General features: G+C 66.9%; 21 protein-coding genes. 10 read left to right on the top strand and 11 right to left on the bottom strand.

Features of this window, described 5'->3' with window-relative positions; genetic code table 11:
* Window positions 1-234 precede the first annotated feature (234 nt).
* Window positions 235-1,359, top strand: coding sequence for an adenosine deaminase (locus NY08_RS08470; RefSeq protein WP_045200020.1), 1,125 nt, complete (start codon window positions 235-237; stop codon window positions 1,357-1,359).
* 21 nt (window positions 1,360-1,380) lie between these two features.
* Here NY08_RS08470 and NY08_RS08465 read toward each other — a convergent pair whose 3' ends face one another.
* The 5 genes from NY08_RS08465 to NY08_RS08445 are packed head-to-tail and all read right to left on the bottom strand — an operon-like array spanning window position 1,381 to window position 4,786.
* Window positions 1,381-2,646, bottom strand: coding sequence for a hypothetical protein (locus tag NY08_RS08465; RefSeq protein WP_045195823.1), 1,266 nt, complete (start codon window positions 2,644-2,646; stop codon window positions 1,381-1,383).
* A gap of 15 nt (window positions 2,647-2,661) precedes the next feature.
* On the bottom strand, window positions 2,662-2,976 hold the full coding sequence (locus NY08_RS08460; protein WP_045195821.1) for a YbaB/EbfC family nucleoid-associated protein: 315 nt from the start codon (window positions 2,974-2,976) through the stop codon (window positions 2,662-2,664).
* The gene (locus tag NY08_RS08455) at window positions 2,973-3,311 is read right to left on the bottom strand and encodes a hypothetical protein (RefSeq protein ID WP_045195819.1); all 339 of its coding nucleotides are present in this window, start codon (window positions 3,309-3,311) and stop codon (window positions 2,973-2,975) included. The genes NY08_RS08460 and NY08_RS08455 overlap by 4 nt, the downstream gene beginning before the upstream one ends.
* Before the next feature lie 11 nt (window positions 3,312-3,322).
* On the bottom strand, window positions 3,323-4,447 hold the full coding sequence (locus tag NY08_RS08450; RefSeq protein ID WP_045195817.1) for a C40 family peptidase: 1,125 nt from the start codon (window positions 4,445-4,447) through the stop codon (window positions 3,323-3,325).
* A 6-nt stretch (window positions 4,448-4,453) separates the two neighbouring features.
* On the bottom strand, window positions 4,454-4,786 hold the full coding sequence (locus NY08_RS08445) for a type VII secretion target (protein WP_144407326.1): 333 nt from the start codon (window positions 4,784-4,786) through the stop codon (window positions 4,454-4,456).
* A gap of 133 nt (window positions 4,787-4,919) precedes the next feature.
* On the opposite strand from NY08_RS08445, the gene upp reads away from it, so the two are divergent.
* Both upp and NY08_RS08435 read left to right on the top strand, forming a co-directional pair.
* On the top strand, window positions 4,920-5,543 hold the full coding sequence (upp, locus tag NY08_RS08440; RefSeq protein ID WP_032398209.1) for a uracil phosphoribosyltransferase: 624 nt from the start codon (window positions 4,920-4,922) through the stop codon (window positions 5,541-5,543).
* A gap of 74 nt (window positions 5,544-5,617) precedes the next feature.
* Entirely contained in the window at window positions 5,618-6,472 is an 855-nt protein-coding gene (locus NY08_RS08435) for a DUF2797 domain-containing protein (protein WP_235387144.1), read from the top strand.
* Window positions 6,473-6,486: 14 nt separating this feature from the next.
* On the opposite strand, the gene NY08_RS08430 is transcribed toward NY08_RS08435, so the two are convergent.
* Together NY08_RS08430 and NY08_RS08425 are read right to left on the bottom strand one after the other, a co-directional pair.
* On the bottom strand, window positions 6,487-8,088 hold the full coding sequence (locus NY08_RS08430) for a phospho-sugar mutase (RefSeq protein ID WP_045195815.1): 1,602 nt from the start codon (window positions 8,086-8,088) through the stop codon (window positions 6,487-6,489).
* Window positions 8,085-8,987 (bottom strand): purine-nucleoside phosphorylase, encoded by a 903-nt coding sequence (locus NY08_RS08425; protein ID WP_442970814.1) that lies wholly within the window; start codon window positions 8,985-8,987, stop codon window positions 8,085-8,087. The genes NY08_RS08430 and NY08_RS08425 overlap by 4 nt, the downstream gene beginning before the upstream one ends.
* Between NY08_RS08425 and NY08_RS08420 the strand changes: the two genes are divergently transcribed.
* From NY08_RS08420 to NY08_RS08405, 4 genes are all read left to right on the top strand, one after another.
* On the top strand, window positions 8,986-9,690 hold the full coding sequence (locus tag NY08_RS08420; RefSeq protein ID WP_045195813.1) for an enoyl-CoA hydratase/isomerase family protein: 705 nt from the start codon (window positions 8,986-8,988) through the stop codon (window positions 9,688-9,690). The genes NY08_RS08425 and NY08_RS08420 overlap by 2 nt on opposite strands.
* A 113-nt stretch (window positions 9,691-9,803) precedes the next feature.
* Window positions 9,804-10,967, top strand: coding sequence for a M20 family metallopeptidase (locus tag NY08_RS08415; protein WP_045200012.1), 1,164 nt, complete (start codon window positions 9,804-9,806; stop codon window positions 10,965-10,967).
* Complete coding sequence (locus tag NY08_RS08410) at window positions 10,964-12,127, top strand: M20 family metallopeptidase (protein ID WP_045195811.1); 1,164 nt, start codon at window positions 10,964-10,966, stop codon at window positions 12,125-12,127. Before NY08_RS08415 ends, NY08_RS08410 begins: the two co-directional genes overlap by 4 nt.
* 2 nt (window positions 12,128-12,129) lie before the next feature.
* The gene (locus NY08_RS08405; RefSeq protein ID WP_235387143.1) at window positions 12,130-12,606 is read left to right on the top strand and encodes an SAM-dependent methyltransferase; all 477 of its coding nucleotides are present in this window, start codon (window positions 12,130-12,132) and stop codon (window positions 12,604-12,606) included.
* 13 nt (window positions 12,607-12,619) lie between these two features.
* Here the strand turns inward: NY08_RS08405 and NY08_RS08400 are convergent, their stop codons facing one another.
* Window positions 12,620-13,084, bottom strand: a complete 465-nt coding sequence (locus NY08_RS08400) for a gamma-glutamylcyclotransferase (RefSeq protein WP_032397447.1) — start codon at window positions 13,082-13,084, stop codon at window positions 12,620-12,622.
* Window positions 13,085-13,265: 181 nt separating this feature from the next.
* Between NY08_RS08400 and NY08_RS08395 the strand changes: the two genes are divergently transcribed.
* The 3 genes from NY08_RS08395 to glpD all read left to right on the top strand — a co-directional run bounded on the left by NY08_RS08395 (window position 13,266) and on the right by glpD (window position 17,826).
* Complete coding sequence (locus tag NY08_RS08395; RefSeq protein ID WP_045195809.1) at window positions 13,266-14,669, top strand: NAD(P)H-quinone dehydrogenase; 1,404 nt, start codon at window positions 13,266-13,268, stop codon at window positions 14,667-14,669.
* A 142-nt stretch (window positions 14,670-14,811) separates the two neighbouring features.
* Window positions 14,812-16,029 (top strand): aminotransferase-like domain-containing protein, encoded by a 1,218-nt coding sequence (locus NY08_RS08390; RefSeq protein ID WP_045195807.1) that lies wholly within the window; start codon window positions 14,812-14,814, stop codon window positions 16,027-16,029.
* 66 nt (window positions 16,030-16,095) lie between these two features.
* On the top strand, window positions 16,096-17,826 hold the full coding sequence (gene glpD, locus NY08_RS08385; RefSeq protein ID WP_032397444.1) for a glycerol-3-phosphate dehydrogenase: 1,731 nt from the start codon (window positions 16,096-16,098) through the stop codon (window positions 17,824-17,826).
* A gap of 148 nt (window positions 17,827-17,974) precedes the next feature.
* On the opposite strand, the gene NY08_RS08380 is transcribed toward glpD, so the two are convergent.
* From NY08_RS08380 to NY08_RS08370, 3 genes are all read right to left on the bottom strand, one after another.
* A complete protein-coding gene (locus tag NY08_RS08380) occupies window positions 17,975-19,231 on the bottom strand; it encodes an RNA polymerase sigma factor (protein WP_045195806.1) in 1,257 nt (418 codons plus the stop codon).
* Window positions 19,228-19,578: a YciI family protein gene (locus tag NY08_RS08375; RefSeq protein WP_045195805.1), complete on the bottom strand. Its 351-nt coding sequence runs from the start codon at window positions 19,576-19,578 to the stop codon at window positions 19,228-19,230. The genes NY08_RS08380 and NY08_RS08375 overlap by 4 nt, the downstream gene beginning before the upstream one ends.
* Before the next feature lie 93 nt (window positions 19,579-19,671).
* The gene (locus tag NY08_RS08370) at window positions 19,672-20,460 is read right to left on the bottom strand and encodes a DNA-formamidopyrimidine glycosylase family protein (protein ID WP_032397442.1); all 789 of its coding nucleotides are present in this window, start codon (window positions 20,458-20,460) and stop codon (window positions 19,672-19,674) included.
* Window positions 20,461-20,466: the final 6 nt, after the last annotated feature.

The raw sequence follows: 20,466 nt of genomic DNA, 5'->3' as shown, positions 1-20,466 counted from the left end.
AGTTCGAGTCGACCGAGCACGTCGGAGGGGGGACCCGACAGAATCGGCCGCGTGTGTGGGATGAACACTACGATTTCCGTCGCCGATTCGCTGTGTATCGACGGAATTGTTTTCATCGGAGTAACAATGCAACGGAATGGGTCGCGCAAGCGGCGGGGTTCGCCGAAATCCGTGGACTCGCCGATGGGCTTCGGCGGACGCGCGTGCGCGAGGGCCGCACGCTACCGTCGTCACATGAGCACCGCGGAGAACACTCAGTCCTCGATCGGTGGCAGTGCGCCACTCGATCTCGCGTCGATCAGGACCGCTCCCAAGGCGTTGCTGCACGATCACCTCGACGGCGGGCTCCGCCCGCAGACCGTCTTGGAGCTGGCCGAGGAATGTGGTTACGACGATCTTCCCGCCACCGACGGTGCAGCATTGGGCGAGTGGTTCCGCGACGCCGCGGACAGCGGCTCCCTCGTGCGGTATCTCGAGACGTTCGCGCACACCGTCGCCGTGATGCAGACCCCCGAAGGGCTGTTCCGAGTGGCGCGCGAATGTGCCGAGGATCTCGCCGACGACGGGGTCGTGTACGCCGAGGTGCGCTTCGCTCCGGAACAGCACCTCGAGCGTGGCCTGACTCTCGACGAGGTCGTCACCCACACTCTCGCCGGTTTCGAGGCGGGTATTTCCGCCGCCAAGGTGCGCGGCAAGAACATCACGATCGGCACCTTGCTCACTGCCATGCGGCATGCGGCGCGGTCGCGGGAGATCGCCGAACTGACGGTTCGCTTCCGCGACCGCGGCGTCGTCGGCTTCGACATCGCCGGTGCCGAAGCGGGCTTTCCTCCCAGCCGCCACCTCGACGCCTTCGAGTACATGCGAGCGAGCAACGCGCACTTCACCATTCACGCGGGAGAGGCGTTCGGTCTGCCGTCGATCCAGGAAGCAGTGGCGTTCTGCGGCACCGACAGGCTCGGTCACGGAGTTCGAATCACCGACGACATCACCACCGGTGACGACGGCACACCGCAACTCGGTCTGCTGGCCGCCTACGTCCGCGACACCAGGATGCCCCTCGAACTGTGCCCCAGCTCCAACGTCCAGACCGGTGCCGTCGAATCGTTGGCGACGCACCCGTTCGATCTGCTGGCCCGAGCGCGATTCCGGGTCACCGTCAACACCGACAACCGGTTGATGAGCGATACCTCGATGAGTCGCGAGATGGCCAAGCTGGTCGAGACCTTCGGCTACGGCTGGAGCGATCTCGAGAGATTCACCATCAACGCGATGAAGTCGGCGTTCCTGCCGTTCGACGAGCGGCTGGCCCTCATCGACGACGTCATCAAGCCCGGTTACGCAGTGCTCATCGGCTGATGCCGCGGACCGAGCCGGCTGCTACTTCTTGCGCAGCCGGCTCTCGAACTCACGCTCGAGTGCGCGCCACGCCTCGGCCTCGACGTCGAACGGTGCGCTCGGGGCGAGCCGATCGGGGCTGGGTTCGAGGGTGTACGAGACGTACCAGCCCAGCGGGGTGGATGTGGCGAGAGCCTCGTCCACGGAGTCGTCGCCGGCGAAATCGGCTGCGTCGGTGAACAACTCGACAGCGAGGTCGAGTTGGTCGACGTCGACTGCAGTGGGGCCTTCGGCGAGGTCGTCGGCCAGACCTGGCAGCACGTACACGTTGTCGTCGGTGACGGTGATGTCGAGGGATCCGTCGATGGCCGCGGTCTGAACGTCGGAGTAGGTACTGACCTGCGCCAGGTCGTGATCGTGGTCGTCGGCGAGATACCGGGCCAGCGACCGCTCGGAACCGAAGACGCTGATGGCTCCGCCGCGACCGAGGAACACCGGCTTGTCACCGAGGTAGCACCGCAGGGTGTACAGGGTGTCGTCCGAGGTGATGATGCGAATCGGGTCGATGCCCACGGTGGTCCAGAAGGTCTCCTCGGCGGCCGCCGCGGCGATCGGATCACGGTCCACCTCGGCAGAGTCGTCTTCGTCGTCGTCGTCCGAATCGGAGTCGATGTCGTCCGTGACGTCGTCGGCGTCGACGGCGTTCTCGGCCGCGGCGGTGATCTCGGCTTCCGCTACGGCGACGGCAGCGGAGTCGACAGCGGGGGAGGTGACGATGGAGTCGACGGCGTCGAGCACGTCGTCCCAGTGCTTGGCGACAGCCGCTCCGATGCGGTCCCAGAGTTCTCCGCCCTCGCGACCGAGGAAGTTCTCGACGCCTCCGCCGACGGCCCCGACGAATGGGTTGGAGCCGAAAAAGCTTGTGACGGGGCGTAATTCGCAGACATCGCCGATGGAGGAGACGATGTCGAAGGTGGCCTGCAGTTCGGCGAGAACGTCGGCCTCGGGGTCGGAGGCCACCAGCTCCGGTACCGCCACCAGATCGAAGCGGTGCAGATCGTCGGGCTCGAGTTCGTGTGCGGCGAGTGCGGAGACCACCTTCCACGACGGATGGTCGACCAGATCGTTGTCGTCGTCGGATCTGACGAATGCCGCGAGCTCTGCGACGCTCGAGAAGCCGTACAGGTCTTCCTCGTGTCCGAGAAATGCCTCCCACTCGTCGTCGCCTTCTCGCCACTCCGGTGCCCACAGCGTCGAGAAGTCACCTGCGGTGAGACCGAGTTCGATCGGGATGATGTCTCCAGCCATGGCGCGAAGCCTATCTCAGGAGTCTGTGAACGAACCCCGCAGACTTTGCAGGATTGTCTCGCGCTGCTCGAGCGCCGCAGCGGCGGCCTCTGCGGCCGCTGCGGTGATCGTCGACGCGAGTGCGTGGGCGGCAACCGATCCGAGGTTCTCGGCGAGCTCGAGCTCGACCAGGGCTCCGGATCCGTCGGCGACGACAGTGACCAGGTTGTCCGGCGAGGTGAGTCGAATCCTGATGCGGTCCAGGCGCTCGTGCGTTTCGCGGAGCGCATCGAGCCGGTCCTGGGCGCTGCCGACCAGAGTGTCGAGGTCGGTGGTGCGGGCGTGGGTCATACCTGCTTCAACCAACTCGTGGGTGCGGAGTCCTCTGCGAGATTCTCGTTCGCCTCGGCAGCGACTCGGGCACGGGTGGGCAGACCGAGGCGATCGAGAACCTCGGTGGGAACGCCGTCCTCGGCGAGAAGCGTGCGGCGCCGAGCGCGGGCAGCCGCGCTCGCCCGTTCGCAGTGCTGGAGAATCGTCGACGCCAATGCGCCTCCGCCGTAGCGCAGTTCGCGCTCGTCGATGACGATTCCGATCGGCAGTCCGTGTTCGGTGGCACGCACCGTCACCGACCCCGATCGAGTACCCGACACCGCGCTGACGACGGTGGTGTCCGAGTCCGTCATCGTCTGACCCCTCATTCGGTCGGACGGTAGAAGCCCTTGAAGCCCATACCGCTGTTGGTCGTTCTGATCGGTCCCACCTGCACGGGGTCGCCTGCCTCGACAAGCTGACCGTTTCCGATGACCATGGCCACGTGCCCGTCCCAGACTGCGAGGTCACCGGGCATCACCTCACCGGGTGCCACGGCGGATCCGATGTCCTGTTCCTGTGCCAGACGCGGGATCTCGATGCCCTGCTGCGCGTACGCCCACTGGGTCAATCCGCTGCAGTCGAGCCCGCGGCCCGGCGTGGTACCGCCCCACGCGTAGGGCACACCCTGTTGGGTCAGTGCGCTGCGGACGGCACCTGCGGCTTCGGCGTTGGGTGCGGTGACGGTACTGCCGTCGGGTAGGCGTATCTCGACTCCCCGGCCTATGTGCTCGGGGGATCGGGAGGGATCGGTGCCCGGATTGCCCAGGTAGTTGTGGGCACCACCGCTGCCGAGCGACTCGGTCCCCGCGGCGGGGGACGAGACGGACTGGGCGAACGTCTTCGCCAGCTTCTCACCTGCCTCGATCACCTGTGATGTCGCGGGCGTGGTCATGACATTCGAGGGTGCGCCCGAGGCAAGTGTCGGTTCGCCGCCCACGGGGGCGGGAACCGTGGGCGGAACGGCCAGTTCACCGACTTTCGCGGTGTGGACGGCCAATTCGCCGCGAACCCTGGACACCACCACGAGAGCTCGCTCGAGGTGCTCGATGGCCGCCGTGATCAGCATGGTCTGCCCCGGCGGGGTGGCGATGATCGGCCCGGCCGACAGTGCGATCCCCACGAAGGACTGCACGATCGCCTGCAGCTCGAGGAAGCCTTGGTTGGTGTCGCGACAGGCCCGATCGACGACGGCAGCGATGTCGTCGGCGTGGTCGGCGAGAGCGACGGCGCTCGTATGAGCGTTCTCGGCGTAGCGAACTGCCGCATCGGCGGCCTCACCGTTCCAATTCGCAGCGAGCTCGGTGACCGCGACCCTGCCGATTCCCCGAGCCGCCTCGATCGCTGCCGAGGACACCCGCAGCACGTCGGCCGGCCCCCCGGTGGGGAGCGCCCCGTTGCCGAAGGCCCCGAGCAGATCGACGATGGGACGGGCCAGCAGATCGATCATCGGCGCTTACCGCGCGTCCTGCGCGACACCGGCGGCCGAGGCCGCAACGGTTGCGCCGGTGCCGGCGTCGGTGAGGGCGTACGAGACCGCGGATGCAGTGGCCGCGGAGCCGATGCTCGCCACCGCGCCGGCCAGGCGCACCACGGCATCGGTGTGCGCCAGATGGGTGCCGGTGACCGCGCCGAGAAACTCCTGTCCGATCAGGCCGAAGACCGGAGCCAGCACAGCGGGGCCGCACGCGGCGGCGGCAGCACCTGCCGCCGCGATCTGCTCGGCCATGGTCGACGCCACCGCACCGTATGCGAGGACCCCCTCGGTTTCGACGACGAGCTCGGCCATCACTGCCCCCTGAGAATGCAATCGATTCACGGTCGCCGAGTGCGACGCCCAACTGGTTCGACGCGGGTACGTGCCATTCGGTTCCCCCGAGTTGCCGTTCGCGCCCCGCCGCGCAGGTCCTATTCTGGTCGGCATGGAAACACACGTGGTCGATCACCCACTGGCCGCAGCCCTGCTCACCACGATGCGGGACGAGCGCAGCGACAACGCCACGTTCCGGTCGGCTCTGCGCCAGCTCACCCACATGCTGGTCTACGAGGCCACCCGCGATGCCGCGATCGACACCTTCGAGGTTCGGACACCCGTCGCGGTCACCGAGGGAACCAGGCTGGCTCGACCGCCATTGCTGGTTCCGGTTCTGCGTGCGGGCCTCGGCATGGTCGAGAAGGCCAGCAGCCTCATCCCGCAGTCCGGCGTCGGTTTCGTCGGGATGGCCCGAGACGAGGAAACGCACCAGCCCGTGCCGTACATGGAGTCCCTGCCCGACGATCTGTCGAGGACGCCCGTCTACGTATTGGACCCGATGCTCGCCACCGGCGGATCCATGGTCCACACGATCGAACTGCTCGTCGGCCGCGGCGCGGCCGACGTGACCGCCATCTGCGTCGTTGCTGCTCCCGAAGGGGTTGCCGCCCTCGAAGCCTCGGGTCTGCCGGTGCGACTGGTGGCCGCGAGCATCGACGACGGCCTCAACGACAACGCCTTCATCGTTCCCGGCCTCGGCGACGCGGGCGATCGTCAGTTCGGCCCGCGCTGACGAACGCTGCCGCGCCGAGTCTGGTCCTCGGCGTCTCGTGGCCGTCGGCGGCGTCACCTGCACCGCAGCCCGGCTTGCGGCTGCTCGACGTCGCCACCGAGCAGATCGAGTTCCGCGAACTGGTCGGTCGCACGCTCGGATTCCGTGCGCCGGGTGCGTCGACCGATCGGTACTGCACCGGGCGCATAGCATTTCGGGCCGACGGCCCGCCGCGCTACGTGCCGTGCCCCGGCCGGGAGCGGGCCGTCGCGTCGGGACAGTGCGCGTCGTGCGCGGACAAGGACAGCTTCCGATTCGTGCACACCGTACATCGCAGCGGGTTCGTCTCGCGGGATCTGGAAAAGCATGTCATGCAACCGCATTGGTTGTATCTGGCAGCGTTCGCCAACGGCACCTTCAAGATCGGGACGGCAGCGGACACCCGTAAATGGGGCCGATTGGCCGAGCAAGGTGCCATCTGCGCTCGGTACGTCGCTCACGCGGACGATGGAAAGGTCGTCCGAGTGGCCGAGGATCTCGTGACCGAATCGATGGGACTACGGCAGGCGGTGCGGTCGGCCGCAAAGGCCGCCTCGCTGTGTCTGCCGATCGACGTCGACAGGCTCGACGCCGCCGCCGCTGCCAGGGCCGAGCAGGTCCGCGAGATGCTGACCGAGGCAGGCATCGCCGGATGCACCCCGGTCGACGAACGGTGGGCCCCGCCCGCAGGCCGGGAAGCGTTGAGCGAGAACGTCAGTCGCGTCGCCTACCCCGCCGACATCGCAACCGGATCCCACGGTCTCGAGATCAGGACCTGCGTCGGGCAGGCGGTGATCGCGACCGTCGACGACGAGACCTACGTCGTGGATCTGGCGGCGCTGAAGGGTCGGCGAATCGAACTGGGGGCCTTCACGTCCGATCTGCCTGCGGTGCAGTCGGCGCTGTTCTGAGGGTTCCTCGACGCCTAGAGGTGTTGGGCGTAGTCGGTCAGTTCGGCCAGGATCTCGGCTGCTGCCGCGCGCGCTCTCGGCAGGTCCTCTCGGCCGTCGACCTGCTCGATCACTTCGAGGTAGGCCTTGAGCTTCGGTTCGGTACCGGACGGTCGCACGATCACCCGCAGCCCCGATCCGCTGATGTCGACTGCGTCGGTGCGTAATTCGTCGTCGCGCTGGGCGTAGTCCACAACGGTGACGGCCCGACCGGCCAATTCGGTCGGCGGTTCGGTGCGGAGCCGGTCCATCATGTTCCCGATCTCGGCGAGGTCCTGCACCCTCCGCGAGACCTGTGCACCCAGGTGTACGCCGAACTCGACCGCGAGGTCGTCGAGCACATCGAGCAGGGTGCGGCGCTTCTGCTTCAGGCCGGCGGCCAGGTCGGCGAGTACCACGGCGGCCGAGATGCCGTCCTTGTCCCGCACCACCGTCGGATCGACACAGTGTCCGATGGCCTCCTCGTAGGCGTACACGAGGCCCTCACCCGCACGGACGAGCCACTTGAAGCCCGTCAGGGTGCGGGCATAGCGAGCGCCGCGCGCCGGGGCGAGCGCCGAGAGCAGTTGTGACGACACGATCGTGTTGGCCACCAACGGGTCTGCGGGGCAATGGCTCAGCAGGTGGTTCGCGAGGAGGGCGCCGGTCTCGTCGCCGGTCAGCATGCGCCAGCCGTCGGGCCCGGGAACTCCGACCGCACAGCGGTCGGCATCGGGGTCGAGTGCGATCGCGATATCGGCGTCGATGTCGGCCGCCAGTGCGAGCACCGCGTCGGCCGCGCCCGGTTCCTCGGGGTTGGGGAACGTCACGGTCGGGAAGGCGGGGTCCGGTTCGAATTGGTCCTCGACCACCCGGATGTCACGGAACCCCGCACCACGCAGTGCGGCCGTCGCGAGCTCGCCACCGACACCGTGCAGGGGAGTCAGCGCGATGCGAATGTCTCGACGCGTCGAACGTGGCAGTGCGACAACGGAGTCGAGGTATCGCGCTGCGATGTCGGAGCCGCCGGGCTGCACGATCGCGCGCGGAATCTCGACCGCGTCGGCCGTGGCGGCGATCAGCGCTTCGATCTGGGCGTCACTGGGCGGGATCAGTTGCGAGCCGCCCCGGAGATACACCTTGTACCCGTTGTCCGCGGCGGGATTGTGCGACGCCGTGATCTGTACGCCGAGTTCGGCGTCGAGTGCCCGCACAGCGAAGGCGACGACGGGGGTCGGCAGCGGCCGCGGCAGCATCACCACCGAAAAGCCCTGCGCGGAGAAGACTTCGGCGGCCGCAAAAGCGAACTGCTCGGATCCGTTTCTGGCGTCGCGACCGACCACAACGGTTGACCCGCCGAGACCGTTCTCGATCAACCACGCCGCGATGCCGGCCGAGGTTTTCGTCACCACCGCCACGTTCATGCCGTTCGGTCCCGCGCGCACCGGGCCACGGAGTCCCGCGGTGCCGAACGTCAGGGGGCCGCTGAACCTGTCGGCGAGTTCGGCGTCGGACAGGCCGTCGAGTTCCTCGCGGGTGACGGGGTCGGGATCGCCTGCGATCCATCGTTGCACCCGCTCGGTGAGCTCCTCGGTCACAGGCGTGAAACCAACTCGTGCAACAGCGCTCCCATGCGAGCGGCGGAATCCTTACCGGCAGCGAGCACTTCGGTGTGATCGAGGTGTTCGCCGGTCATTCCGGCGGCGAGGTTCGTCACCAGAGAGATGCCGAGGACGTGTGCGCCCTTCGCGCGAGCGGCGATCGTCTCGTGCACCGTCGACATCCCCACGAGGTCGGCACCGAGCGTGCGCAGCATCTTGATCTCGGCGGGCGTCTCGTAGTGGGGGCCGGGCAGTCCGGCGTAGACGCCGTCCTCGAGCGACGGGTCGATCCGTGCCGCGAGCGCGCGAAGTTCGGGCGAGTACGCGGCGACCAGATCGACGAATTCGGCACCGACGAGGGGCGAGCGAGCCGTGAGGTTGAGGTGGTCGGAGATCAGCACGGGCTGCCCGACGCTCATACCGTCCCTGATACCGCCTGCAGCGTTGGTCAGCACGACGGTCGTGGCACCGGCGGCGATCGCGGTCCGCACGGGATGCACGACGCGTCGTAGATCGTGGCCCTCGTAGGCATGAGTGCGTCCCTGCAACAGCAATGTGTGGGTACCGCCGACGTCCACCGAGGTGATGGTGCCGGAATGTCCCGACGCCGACGGCGGCGCGAAACCGGGCAGGTCGGCCATGCGCACGGTCGCGGTGGGGGAGCCGAAGACGTCGGCTGCCGCCTGCCATCCGGAACCGAGAACGATGGCCACGGTGTGGGTATCGACCCCGGTTGCTGCGGCGAGTGCGTCGGCGGCGGTGCGCGCGGCACCGTCGGGATCGGTCACGGGGTCGGTCGTAAGTGCGTCGGTGGTTGCCACGATGAACAACAGTAGGAGATCGACGACACGGATGTGCGACCGGCGGAAGTTACCGTTGGGTAGTATCCGCTGCATGCCTTATCTCGAACGCGACGGCGACGTCCACATCCTGTTCCTCGGTGCCCAGGACGGAGCGGACAATCCAGAGAACCGTTTCCACCCGGACTGGATCGACGCCACCCACGCGTTGCTCGACGAAGTCGAGGCCTCGGAGGGCCCGGCGGCCCTGGTGACCACGTCGGCAGGCAAGTTCTACAGCAACGGTCTCGACACCGACTGGCTGTTCGCCAACCTGGACAAGATCACCTGGTATCTCGACCGCGTCCACACCCTCTACACCCGGTTGCTCGCTTTCCCGATGGCCACCGTCGCAGCTGTGCAGGGGCATGCGTTCGGCGCGGGCGCGATGTTCGCCACCTCGCACGACTTCCGTGTCCAGCGCGCCGATCGAGGCTTCTACTGCCTGCCCGAGGTGAACCTGAACATGCCGTTCACCGTGGGAATGTCTGCTCTGATCAACTCCCGGCTGCCCAAGCAGACCGCCGTCGAAGCCATGACGACCGGTCGCCGCTACGGTGGTGCCGACGCAGTGGCCGCCGGAATCGTCGAGGCGACGGCATCGGAGGAGACGCTGCTGTCCGACGCGGTCGCGAAGGCGGCGGCGCTGACGAGCACCCGGGGTGCGAACCTTGCCGGGATCAAGAGTCGTATGCACGTGGATCTGCTCGCCGCGCTGAACACCACGACAGACGACAGCAACTTCAGCTTCGGGAAGTAGCAGGACCGTCGTCACCCGCGACTCGGCACAGCTCTGTTCCGACACTCGGTCGCGCTAGTGACACACTGTCTCTCGTGATCGACGAATCGAACAGTGCTGCCGTGGGCGAGGCGATGGACCGCGCCCTGGCCGACGCCACCGACGAAGTGGTCGCGCTCTCGCACTCGATCCACGCGGAACCGGAGCTGGCGTTCGCCGAACATCGCAGCGTCGCCAAGATTCTTGATACCCTCCGGGCGCACGATTTCGAGGTCGAGACGGCCGTTGCAGACATGGACACCGCCTTCACCGCGTCGTTCGGCAGCGGCGATCTGGTGATCGGTATCTGTGCCGAATACGACGCTCTACCCGAGATCGGTCATGCGTGCGGGCACAACATCATCGCGGCCTCGGCTGTGGGTGCTGCGCTTGCGCTCGCTCCGGTCGCCGACGCTCTCGGCATCACCGTGCGAGTGCTCGGTACCCCGGCCGAGGAGACCGGCGGCGGCAAGGTGTTGATGCTCGAGCGAGGAGTGTTCGACGGCGTCGGAGCGGCGTTGATGGTCCATCCCGGTCCCTTCGACATCGTCGGTGCGACGTCGCTGGCGCTGGCGGACATCGCCGTCGAGTTCACCGGCCGGGCCGCCCACGCGTCCGCCGCTCCCGAGTGGGGGATCAACGCAGGCGATGCGGTGACCATCAGTCAGGTGGCACTCGGGCTACTGCGGCAGCACCTCGCGCCGGGTCAGCAGCTGCACGGCATCGTCAGTGACGGGGGTGCGGCCCCGAACATCGTGCCCGGCCACGCGGAGTTGCTGTACTACCTCCGCGCGAACACCACCGAATCGCTGCACGCTCTGACCGCGAAGACGTACGCGTGTTTCGAGGCGGGAGCCATCGCCACCGGGTGCACTCACGAGATCCGTACGGTGTCGCCGACCTACGCGGCGTTGACGCCGGATTCGTGGCTGGTCGCGGCATTTCGGCAGGAGATCGAAGCGCTGGGCCGATCGCCCCTCGCGCCGGATTTGGAAGGATTTCGCCCGTTGGGCAGCACAGACATGGGAAACGTGACGAATGTTCTACCCGGTATCCATCCCGTCGTCGGACTCGATGCAGGAGGGGCGGTGACGCATCAGCCGGAGTTCGCCGCCGCGTGCATCACGGAGTCGGCCGATCGGGCATTGTTCGACGGAGCCCTCGGTCTCGCCAGGACGGCTGCGCGTGCCGCCGCCGATCCCGGTACCCGCGCTCGTCTGCTCGACGGCGTGATCGCCCGCTCGGCGGCGCAGTCGTGAGCACCCGAGAAGACGCAATCGATCGGTGGATTCACGCGCACACGGCCGACCTGTCTCTGTGGCGTCGGCACATTCACGCCAATCCGGAACTGGCTCGACGCGAATTCGGCACCACCGCATTCGTGATGGAGCATCTCGAAGCAGCGGGCCTGTCACCCAAGCCGCTCCCCGGCGGAACAGGGTTGATCTGCGACATCGGACCCGACGGTCCCCGGGTGGCGTTGCGGGCGGACATGGACGCCCTGCCGCTGCAGGAGAACACCGGCGCGGTGTACTCGTCGACCGTGCCTGGGGTGTCCCACGCCTGCGGGCACGACGCACACACCACGGTGTTGCTCGCAACCGGGCTGGCGCTGGCGTCGCTGCCGGACCTGCAGTACGGGGTGCGCCTGATCTTCCAGCCCGCCGAGGAGGTCATGCCGGGCGGTGCGCTCGACGCGGTGGCCGCGGGAGCGCTCGACGGCGTCACCAAGATCTTTGCGCTGCACTGTGATCCGCGGCTCGAAGTGGGGCAGGTCGGCCTACGTCTCGGAGCGATCACCTCGGCGGCGGATACCGTCGAGCTGAGGCTGGATTCGCCCGGCGGGCACACCTCGCGGCCACACCTGACCACCGATCTCGTGTACGCGCTCGGCACCGTCATCACCGGCCTGCCCGGAATGTTGAGCAGGCGAATCGACCCGCGGACCAGCACGGTCATGGTCTGGGGAGCGGTGGTCGCCGGCCAGGCTCCCAACGCCATACCGCAGACCGGCATGCTGACCGGCACCGTCCGCACCGGCGACCACGAGACCTGGGCATTGCTCGAACCGTTGGTCCGCGAGATCGTCACCGGATTGCTCGCACCGACCGGGGTCCGATTCGAGCTGCACTACCGTCGCGGCGTGCCTCCCGTGGTCAACGATCCGGAGTCGACGCGCACGTTCGAGAAGGCCATCGGCCGGGTCGGACCCGACGCGCTGGCCGATACCGCGCAATCCGGTGGGGGTGAGGATTTCTCGTGGTACCTCGAACGCGTGCCGGGCGCAATGGCTCGACTCGGTGTGTGGCCGGGTACCGGACCACAACTCGACATCCACCAACCCACCTTCGATCTCGACGAACGAGCACTGGCCGTCGGCGTGAAGGTGATGACCGCAATCGCGCTGGATCCGAGCTAGACGTGGGGGACGAGACGGTGTTCGACGTGTCGCCGATCGGGATCGTCGGAACCGATCGCGCCGAAGTGGTCGACGACAACTGGGGATCGGTCGAGTCCGTGATCGACCTGCACGAGAGTGTCCTCGACGCCGACGCGACCCTCGGTCTCGCCGAGTTCTCCCACCTCGAGGTGATCTACGGCTTCCACCTGTGCGATCCCGCCGCGACGACCACCGGCTCACGGCACCCCCGCGGTGATACGACGCTTCCTCGGGTGGGTGTCCTCGCTCAACGAGTCAAGGACCGACCCAATCATCTCGGGGTGTCGCGGTGCGAGCTCGTCGACGTGGACGGACTGCGCATCCGAGTCCGAGGTCTCGATGCGATCGACGGCTCACCGGTGTTCGATATCAAGCCGTTCCTGCAGTCCATGGTTCCGAAGCGTGAGGACGTGAGGGAACCGGCGTGGGTGGCGTCGGTCATGAAGAACTACTTCTGAGCTGGATCACCGGCTACGAGGTGGTACCCGGGCCGACGTTGCGGCTGTTGCGGGTGCGTAGGTCTCGCACATATTCGGCTGGGGCACCGGCGATTTCGGCTGCCTCGGCCATCACGCCGAGGTAGCGTGCCGACGGCAGACCGCCCTCGTAGGCGTCGAGTACGTACATCCACGCGAGCACCGGCTCCCGGCCGGTCTCGATGCGCAGCCGGATCTTCCGATGAATGCCGAGTTCGGAGCCCTCCCAGCGATCCAGACTCTCCTCGTCCTCCTCGGACACGTCGTAGAGCACCACGAAGACCTGCGAGTCGGGATCCTCGACGACCGTCGCCAGCGCGCCTTCCCAGCCGATGTCGCCGCCGCCGAAGGTCAACCGCCATCCGTGCAGCCATCCGGTTCCCGACAGGGGCGAGTGAGGGCATCGCTGCAACATCTGCTCCGGATGCATGTTCGATCCGTAGGCGGCATAAATTGGCACGTCGGCCAGCCTAAACCGTATCGGTGCACACTGACGCCCCGTGGTCGTCTTTCGGTGCGTCGCCCCAGGTCCGGCCTCCCATCGGGCCGACGAAGCCAGCCCTACCGACGCGCGAGGACAGCCTCTCGAATACCGTTGACGCGAGACAACGAGAGATTTCGAGCACGCGAGAAGAGGATCAATGACCCGGATTGTGATCATCGGTGGTGGTCCGGCAGGGTACGAAGCAGCGTTGGTTGCCGCACAGCACGGCGGAGAGGTGACGCTCGTCGATTCCGACGGTATCGGCGGTGCCTGCGTCCTCTGGGACTGCGTGCCGTCGAAGACGTTCATCGCGTCGACCGGCATTCGCACCGAGATGCGTCGAGCCAGCGACCTCGGCATCTCCCTCGATCCGTCGCAGGCCGCCGTCGCATTGCCGAAGATTCACGACCGCGTGAAGAGCCTCGCGCAGGCGCAGTCGTCCGACATCGCCCACCGCGTCACCTCCGTCGGGGTGCAACTGCTGGCCGGACGCGCCGAGATGATCGACTCCCATGTCGGGATGGCCTCGCACCAGATCAAGGCCGTCCTCGCCGACGGCGAAGAACGCATCCTCGACGCCGATGTCGTGCTCATCGCGACCGGAGCCCGCCCCCGCGTGGTCAAGGGAGCCGAGCCCGACGGCGAACGCATCCTCAACTGGCGTCAGCTCTACGACCTCGAGGCTCTCCCCGAACACCTGGTGGTCGTCGGATCCGGTGTGACCGGTGCCGAGTTCGTCTCGGCCTACACCGAGATGGGCGTCAAGGTCACCGCGGTCTCGAGCCGTGACCGCGTCCTCCCGCACGAGGACGAGGACGCCGCGCTGGTGCTCGAGGACGCGTTCAACGAGCGCGGTGTCACCCTCGTCAAGCATGCCCGCGCCGATTCGGTGGTCCGCACCGACGACGGTGTCCGCGTCACGCTCTCGGACGGTCGTACCGTCGAGGGTAGCCATGCGCTGATGACCGTCGGATCGGTGCCCAACACCTCCGGTCTCGGTCTCGAGAGGGTCGGCATCGAACTCGACAAGGGCGGATATCTGCGCGTGGATCGCGTCTCGCGTACCGCGGTCGCGGGCATCTACGCAGCCGGCGACTGCACCGGTCTGCTGCCGTTGGCCTCGGTCGCGGCGATGCAGGGACGCATCGCGATGTACCACGCACTGGGGCAGGCGGTCAGCCCGATCAAGCTCAAGACCGTGGCCTCGGCGGTGTTCACTCGGCCCGAGATCGCGTCGGTCGGCGTCGCGCAGTCCACGATCGACGCAGGCGACGTGCCCGCGCGCGTGGTGATGCTGCCGCTCACCACCAATCCGCGAGCGAAGATGAGCGGCCTCAAGCGTGGTTTCGTGAAGATCTTCTGCCGTCCGGCAACCGGCGTCGTCATCGGCGGTGTCGTGGTCGCCCCGAGTGCGTCGGAGCTGATTCTGCCCATCGCGATGGCGGTGCAGAACAATCTGTCGGTCAACGACCTGGCCAACACGTTCTCGGTGTACCCGTCGCTGTCCGGTTCGGTCATCGAGGCCGCGCGCCAGCTGATGGCGCACGACGATTTGGACTGATCTCACGATGTGAGAATTGCGTTTCATATTTCGGTAGCACGTGAGACAGTCGAAGGAGCGGACACACCCGTCCGCTCCTTCTTCGACTCAGCGGATCCGCGGGCCGTTCTTCCCCCATTCCTGCTGCCCCGGAGTCTCTCTCATGTCCTCTACGTACCTTCCCGCCGGCCTGGCCAGGCGCACCGACTCGCTCACCAGCTCGGCCATCCGCGACCTCCTGTCCCTTACCGCACGTGACGACGTGATCAGCCTGGCCGGAGGTCTACCGGCCACCGATCTGATACCGGTCGACCGCATCGCCGCAGCCGCAGAGGCTGCGCTTCGCCGCCACGACGCGGTGCAGTACTGCGAGACATCCGGCCACCGCACTCTGCGCAGCGTCATTGCGGCGAGGGAATCGGCCGTGCGCGGGGGAGTGCCCGTTCCGGTCGAGTCCGTCATCGTCACGCACGGTTCGCAACAGGCCCTGACGTTGCTCGCGCAGGCCCTGATCGACCCGGGCGCTGTCGTCGTGGTCGACGAACCCGCATACACCGGTGCGCTGCAGGTCTTCTCTATCGCCGAAGCGAGCATCGAGTCCATTCCCCTGACCGATACCGGAATGGACACCGACGAACTCGAACGCCGACTGACAGCGGGACTGCGGCCCGCTGTGGTCCACACCGTCGCCAACTTCCACAATCCGCGTGGAGTCACGATGAGCGAGCAGCGACGTCGTCACCTCGCGGCGCTGGCGGATCACTACGGATTCTGGGTGATCGAGGACGACCCGTACGGTGAGATCTGGTTCGGAACAACGGAATCCGGCGTCGACGCCCCGCCGGCACCGATCGCGCGTCACAGCGATCGCGTCATCCGACTGTCGAGTGCGTCGAAGATCCTGGCTCCGACGCTCCGAGTCGGCTGGTTCGTCGCCCCACCCAGCGTCTGTGCGGCGGTGGAACTGCTCAAGCAGGGCGCGGATCTGTGCGGATCCTCGCTGACGCAGTCGATGACGGCGGAGATGCTCGCCGACTCCGCGTGGCTGGACGCACACCTGACTGTTCTGCGGCGCGAGTATGCCTGCCGTGCAACGGCATTGATCGCCGCTCTCGCCGCACAGTTCGGTGATCGGCTGGTCGTCTCACGCCCCGCGGGAGGGATGTTCGCCTGGGCCACCTTCCTGGACGGAACCGACACCGGCCAGTTGCTCGATGCGGCACTCGAGCACGGAGTTGCCTTCGTGCCGGGAACGGCGTTCGCGTCGGGTGCGCAGTACCGTCACTCGCTCCGGTTGAGCTACGCCGGGTCCACCCCGCCCGTGCTGGCAGACGCAGTGCAACGATTGGCCGCCGCGCACTCGGCAGGTTCTGCGGCCTGACGACCAGGGGCGGTAGCCTGACGTGCAAGCAATGCGGGGATTTTCGAAGGAGAGGGAGCGTTCGAGATGAGCAACCGATCGAATACGAAGTTCCTCGGACCCGACCAGCGGGTGGAGGCGTGGGACCAGCTCGGAACCGAGCAGTTCGACGTAGTGGTCGTCGGCGGTGGCGTCGTCGGCTCAGGAGCGGCCCTCGACGCGGCGACGCGCGGACTGAAGGTCGCCCTGGTCGAGGCGCGTGATTACGCGTCGGGAACGTCCTCTCGCTCGTCCAAGATGTTCCACGGCGGGCTTCGATACCTCGAGCAGCTCGAGTTCGGGCTCGTGCGCGAGGCCCTGCACGAACGCGAACTCTCTCTGTCCACGCTCGCACCGCACTTGGTCAAGCCGCTGAAATTTCTCTTCCCGCTCACGCATCGGTTGTGGGAGCGGCCCTACATCGCCGCGGGCATCTTCCTCTACGACCGCATGGGTGGGGCCAAATCGGTGCCGCAGCAGAAGCACCTGACTCGATCCGGTGCACTGCGTATGTCGCCCGGGATCAAACGCAAGTCGCTGATCGGCGGGATTCGGTACTACGACACCGTCGTCGACGACGCCCGGCACACCATGATGGTCGCCAGAACGGCCGCCCACTACGGCGCAGTGGTGCGCACATCGACCCAGGTGGTCGGATTCCTGCGTGAGGCCGACCGGGTTTCCGGTGTGCGCGTGCGTGATTCGGAGACCGGTGCCACCACCGAGGTGCGGGCACACGTGGTGATCAATGCCACCGGCGTGTGGACCGACGAGATCCAGTCACTGTCCAACATGCGCGGCCGGTTCCGGGTACGCGCCTCGAAGGGCGTGCACATCGTGGTGCCGCGCGATCGAATCGTCAGCGAGGCCGCGATCATTCTGCGCACCGAGAAGTCGGTGCTGTTCATCATTCCGTGGGGCGCGCACTGGATCATCGGTACCACCGACACCGACTGGAACCTCGATCTCGCACACCCGGCCGCCACCAAGGCCGACATCGACTACATCCTGGGCGAGGTCAACTCGGTGCTCGTCACGCCGCTCACCCACGAGGACATCGACGGGGTCTACGCGGGCTTGCGGCCACTGCTCGCCGGCGAGAGCGACGAAACCTCCAAGCTGTCCCGGGAACACGCGGTCGCTCGGGTCGCACCCGGACTCGTCGCCATCGCGGGCGGCAAGTACACGACCTACCGCGTGATGGCCGAGGACGCAGTCGATCTGGCCGCCGAGGACATCCCGGTGCGGGTGGCGTCCTCGATCACCGAGAAGGTGCCCCTCGTCGGTGCCGACGGCTACTTCGCGCTGGTCAATCAGGCACCGCACCTGGGCGAGATGCACAAGCTGCATCCGCATCGGGTGACGCATCTGCTCGACCGATACGGTTCGTTGATCGACGAAGTGTTGGCCATGGCCGACGGCAAACCCGAACTGCTGCAACCACTCACCGATGCGCCGGCATACCTCCAGGTGGAGGTGGTGTACGCCGCGGCAGCGGAGGGCGCACTGCATCTCGAGGACGTGCTCTCGCGTCGGACCCGAATCTCGATCGAGTACTCGCATCGTGGGATGAACTGCGCGGGTCAGGTCGCTGCATTGATCGCACCGGTTCTGGGCTGGGACGAGGCCACGGTCGATCGTGAGGTCGAGACCTACCGCGCCCGAGTGGAGGCCGAGATCGAGTCGCAGCGTCAGCCCGACGACGAGTCGGCAGACGCACTGCGCGTCGTCGCGCCCGAGGCCCGCCAGGAAATCCTCGAACCCGTTCGCACGATCTAGCGCAGTCGAACCAGCGTCCGGGGCGCGCGAGCGGCCGTCGCGCCGGAGACGGCCATGACGAGCAGGGTGAGTATCGCAAGTGTCAGCATGCGATCCATGGTGGTCGGCGAAGCTGTGAAGGGGCTTGGTCGCACCTGACAGGGAGCTTTCAGGTTTCTTCTCGTTGTCGCTCGACAGGGTGGGAGGGCGGCGCGAGCTGCGCCTCGAGATACGCCCTCTCGGCAGGCGACGGGCCGAGAGCTAGCGCGGTCGTTCGTGCGTTCCTGGCCTCCTCCGCGCGGTCCAGGCGATCGAGCATCACAGCTCGACAGGCATGCCACAGATAGTGGCCGCCCAAAGAATCGATGGCGTCGAGTGCGTCGAGCCCGGCGGCAGGCCCCTGGCTCTCTCCGATGGCCACGCCGCGGTTGAGTGCCACGATCGGTGTGTTCTCCACAACCGCCAACGCGTCGTACAGCGCGACGATCCGAGACCAGTCGGTGTCGGCGTAGGTCGCTGCTGTGGAGTGACACGCGGCGATGGCTGCCTGGACGGTGTAGCGACTGGGCCGAGAGTCGTTGCGCCGCAGAGCACCGTCCATCAACCGGACGCCCTCCTCGATCGCCTCTCGATTCCATCGAGATCTGTTCTGATCCTCGAGCCTGACGAGGCCGCCCGATTCATCGGTCCTGGTCGCCCGGCGCGAATCCGTGAACAGCATGAGGGCCAGTAGCCCCCGAAGTGACGGCTCGTCGGGCATCAGGTCGATCAGCAGGCGGGCCAACCTGAGTGCCTCGTCGCACAGTCGAGGCCGCACCAGCGTCTCGCCGCCGAGATGGCCGGCCGTGAACATCAAATACACCGTGGTGGCCACCGCGTCGAGTCGTTGCGGCAACTCCGCCGAATTCGGTACTCGATACGGAATGTTGGCAGCTGCGATCTTCTTCTTCGCACGCGTGAGCCGTTTGGACATGGTGGCCTCGGGCACGAGCATCAGTCGGGCGACGTCGGCAGTGGCGAGCCCACAGAGAGTGCGCAGGCTCAGTGCCACCTGCGCCTCGACGGAGAGCGTCGGATGACAGCAGGTGAAGACCAACCGCAGAAGATCGTCGTCGATCTCGGACTCGTCGCTCTCGCTCCAGTTCTGGTTCGACACGGCGAGATCCGCCGCCTCTCGTTCCTTCGCGGTGCGCCCGGCCTCGCGTCGGAGGATGTCGAGCGCCTTGTTGCGGGCCACGGTCGTGAGCCAGGCACGCGGATTGTCGGGCACACCCGATCCGGGCCAGTGAGCGAGTGCGGTCACCACCGCCTCGGAGACCGCGTCCTCGGCGACGGCGAAACTGCCGGTGGTGCGCACGAGGGTCGCCAGGACCCGGCGACCCTCGTCACGGACCACGGCCGAGAGGTGCTCGGCCGGTGTACTCATCGAGTCATCGGAATGATCGGCCGGACTTCGATTGCTCCGTTCCATGCCGCTGGGATCTGGGCGGCCAGTGCGATCGCGGCATCGAGGTCCTGTGCCTCGAGGAGGAAGAACCCGGCGAGCACCTCTTTCGCCTCGGCGAACGGACCGTCCGTTGTCAGGACGTCGCCGCCCTTCCCTCCCGACACGCGCACCGTGGTGGCGGTCGACGTGGGATGCAGGACCGCTCCGCCGGTGATCGCGGATCCGGCCGCGGCACTGAATGCACCGTATTCGGCCATCTCGTCGGCGACCTCGGGCGAGGTCCAGTCGGCATCATGGGTGTAGACGATGGCTGCGTACGTGGTCATGAAGACTCCTCGGGTTCGTCGCGATCGGCACCGTTTGCCGACCTACACACGAAGGACGAACGGGGTTCGTCGAAAAGGACACCACGGACCGAACTATCTCGCCACACCTCGTTTCTGGCAGTGTGGGCAGTGGTAGATCTGGCGTTCCTCCAGGGGATTATCTCCGATCAGACCGAATTCGATGGTGGTTCCGCAGCGTCTGCACGGCTTGTTTTCGCGCCCGTACACCCAGAAGTGTCGGCCCGGACGTCGATCTCCGGTGGTGACGCGTTGGTTGCGATCCTTGTTGGCCATGATCAATCGGTAGGACAGGTCGATCGTCTTGCTCAGGTCACCGGCTTCGCCGACCGGGGTGCGCGGGTCGACGCCCCGGAGAAAGCAGATCTCGTTGCGGTAGACGTTGCCCAGTCCGGCAATGTTGCGCTGATCGAGAAGCGCGAGCCCGATCGGCCGGGCCGGATCCGCTGCGAGCCTGGACAGCGCCACGTCGGGATCCCAGTCGGGACCGAGCAGATCCGGTCCGAGATATCCGACGGCATCGTCCTCGTCCTCGAGGATCTCGAGCACTCCGAGCTCGAAACCGATGGCCTGCGCGTCGGCGGTGTTCAAGATGATCCGCGCCTGGAACGCAGGGCGGCGCCAGCGAGCACCGGGTGCGTAGACGTGCCAGGTGCCCTCCATCTTCAGATGCGAATGAATGGAGTACCCGCCGACTCGAATCAGCAGATGCTTACCGCGTGAGGCGACGGAATCGACGGTCTCGCCGGTGAAGTCGACTGTGGCGTAGCGCGGTACGCGAATGTCGCAGGTGGTGAGCTGTCGGCCCTCGAGTGCGGCGCGCAGGGTGTTGGCGGCGCGCCAGACGGTATCGCCCTCGGGCATCGGTGT

This window comes from Rhodococcus sp. B7740, from assembly GCF_000954115.1.
Classification (GTDB): Bacteria; Actinomycetota; Actinomycetes; order Mycobacteriales; family Mycobacteriaceae; genus Rhodococcoides.
Note: the sequence above shows the minus strand (reverse complement) of the source record. Positions and strands in the feature narration are given on the sequence as shown.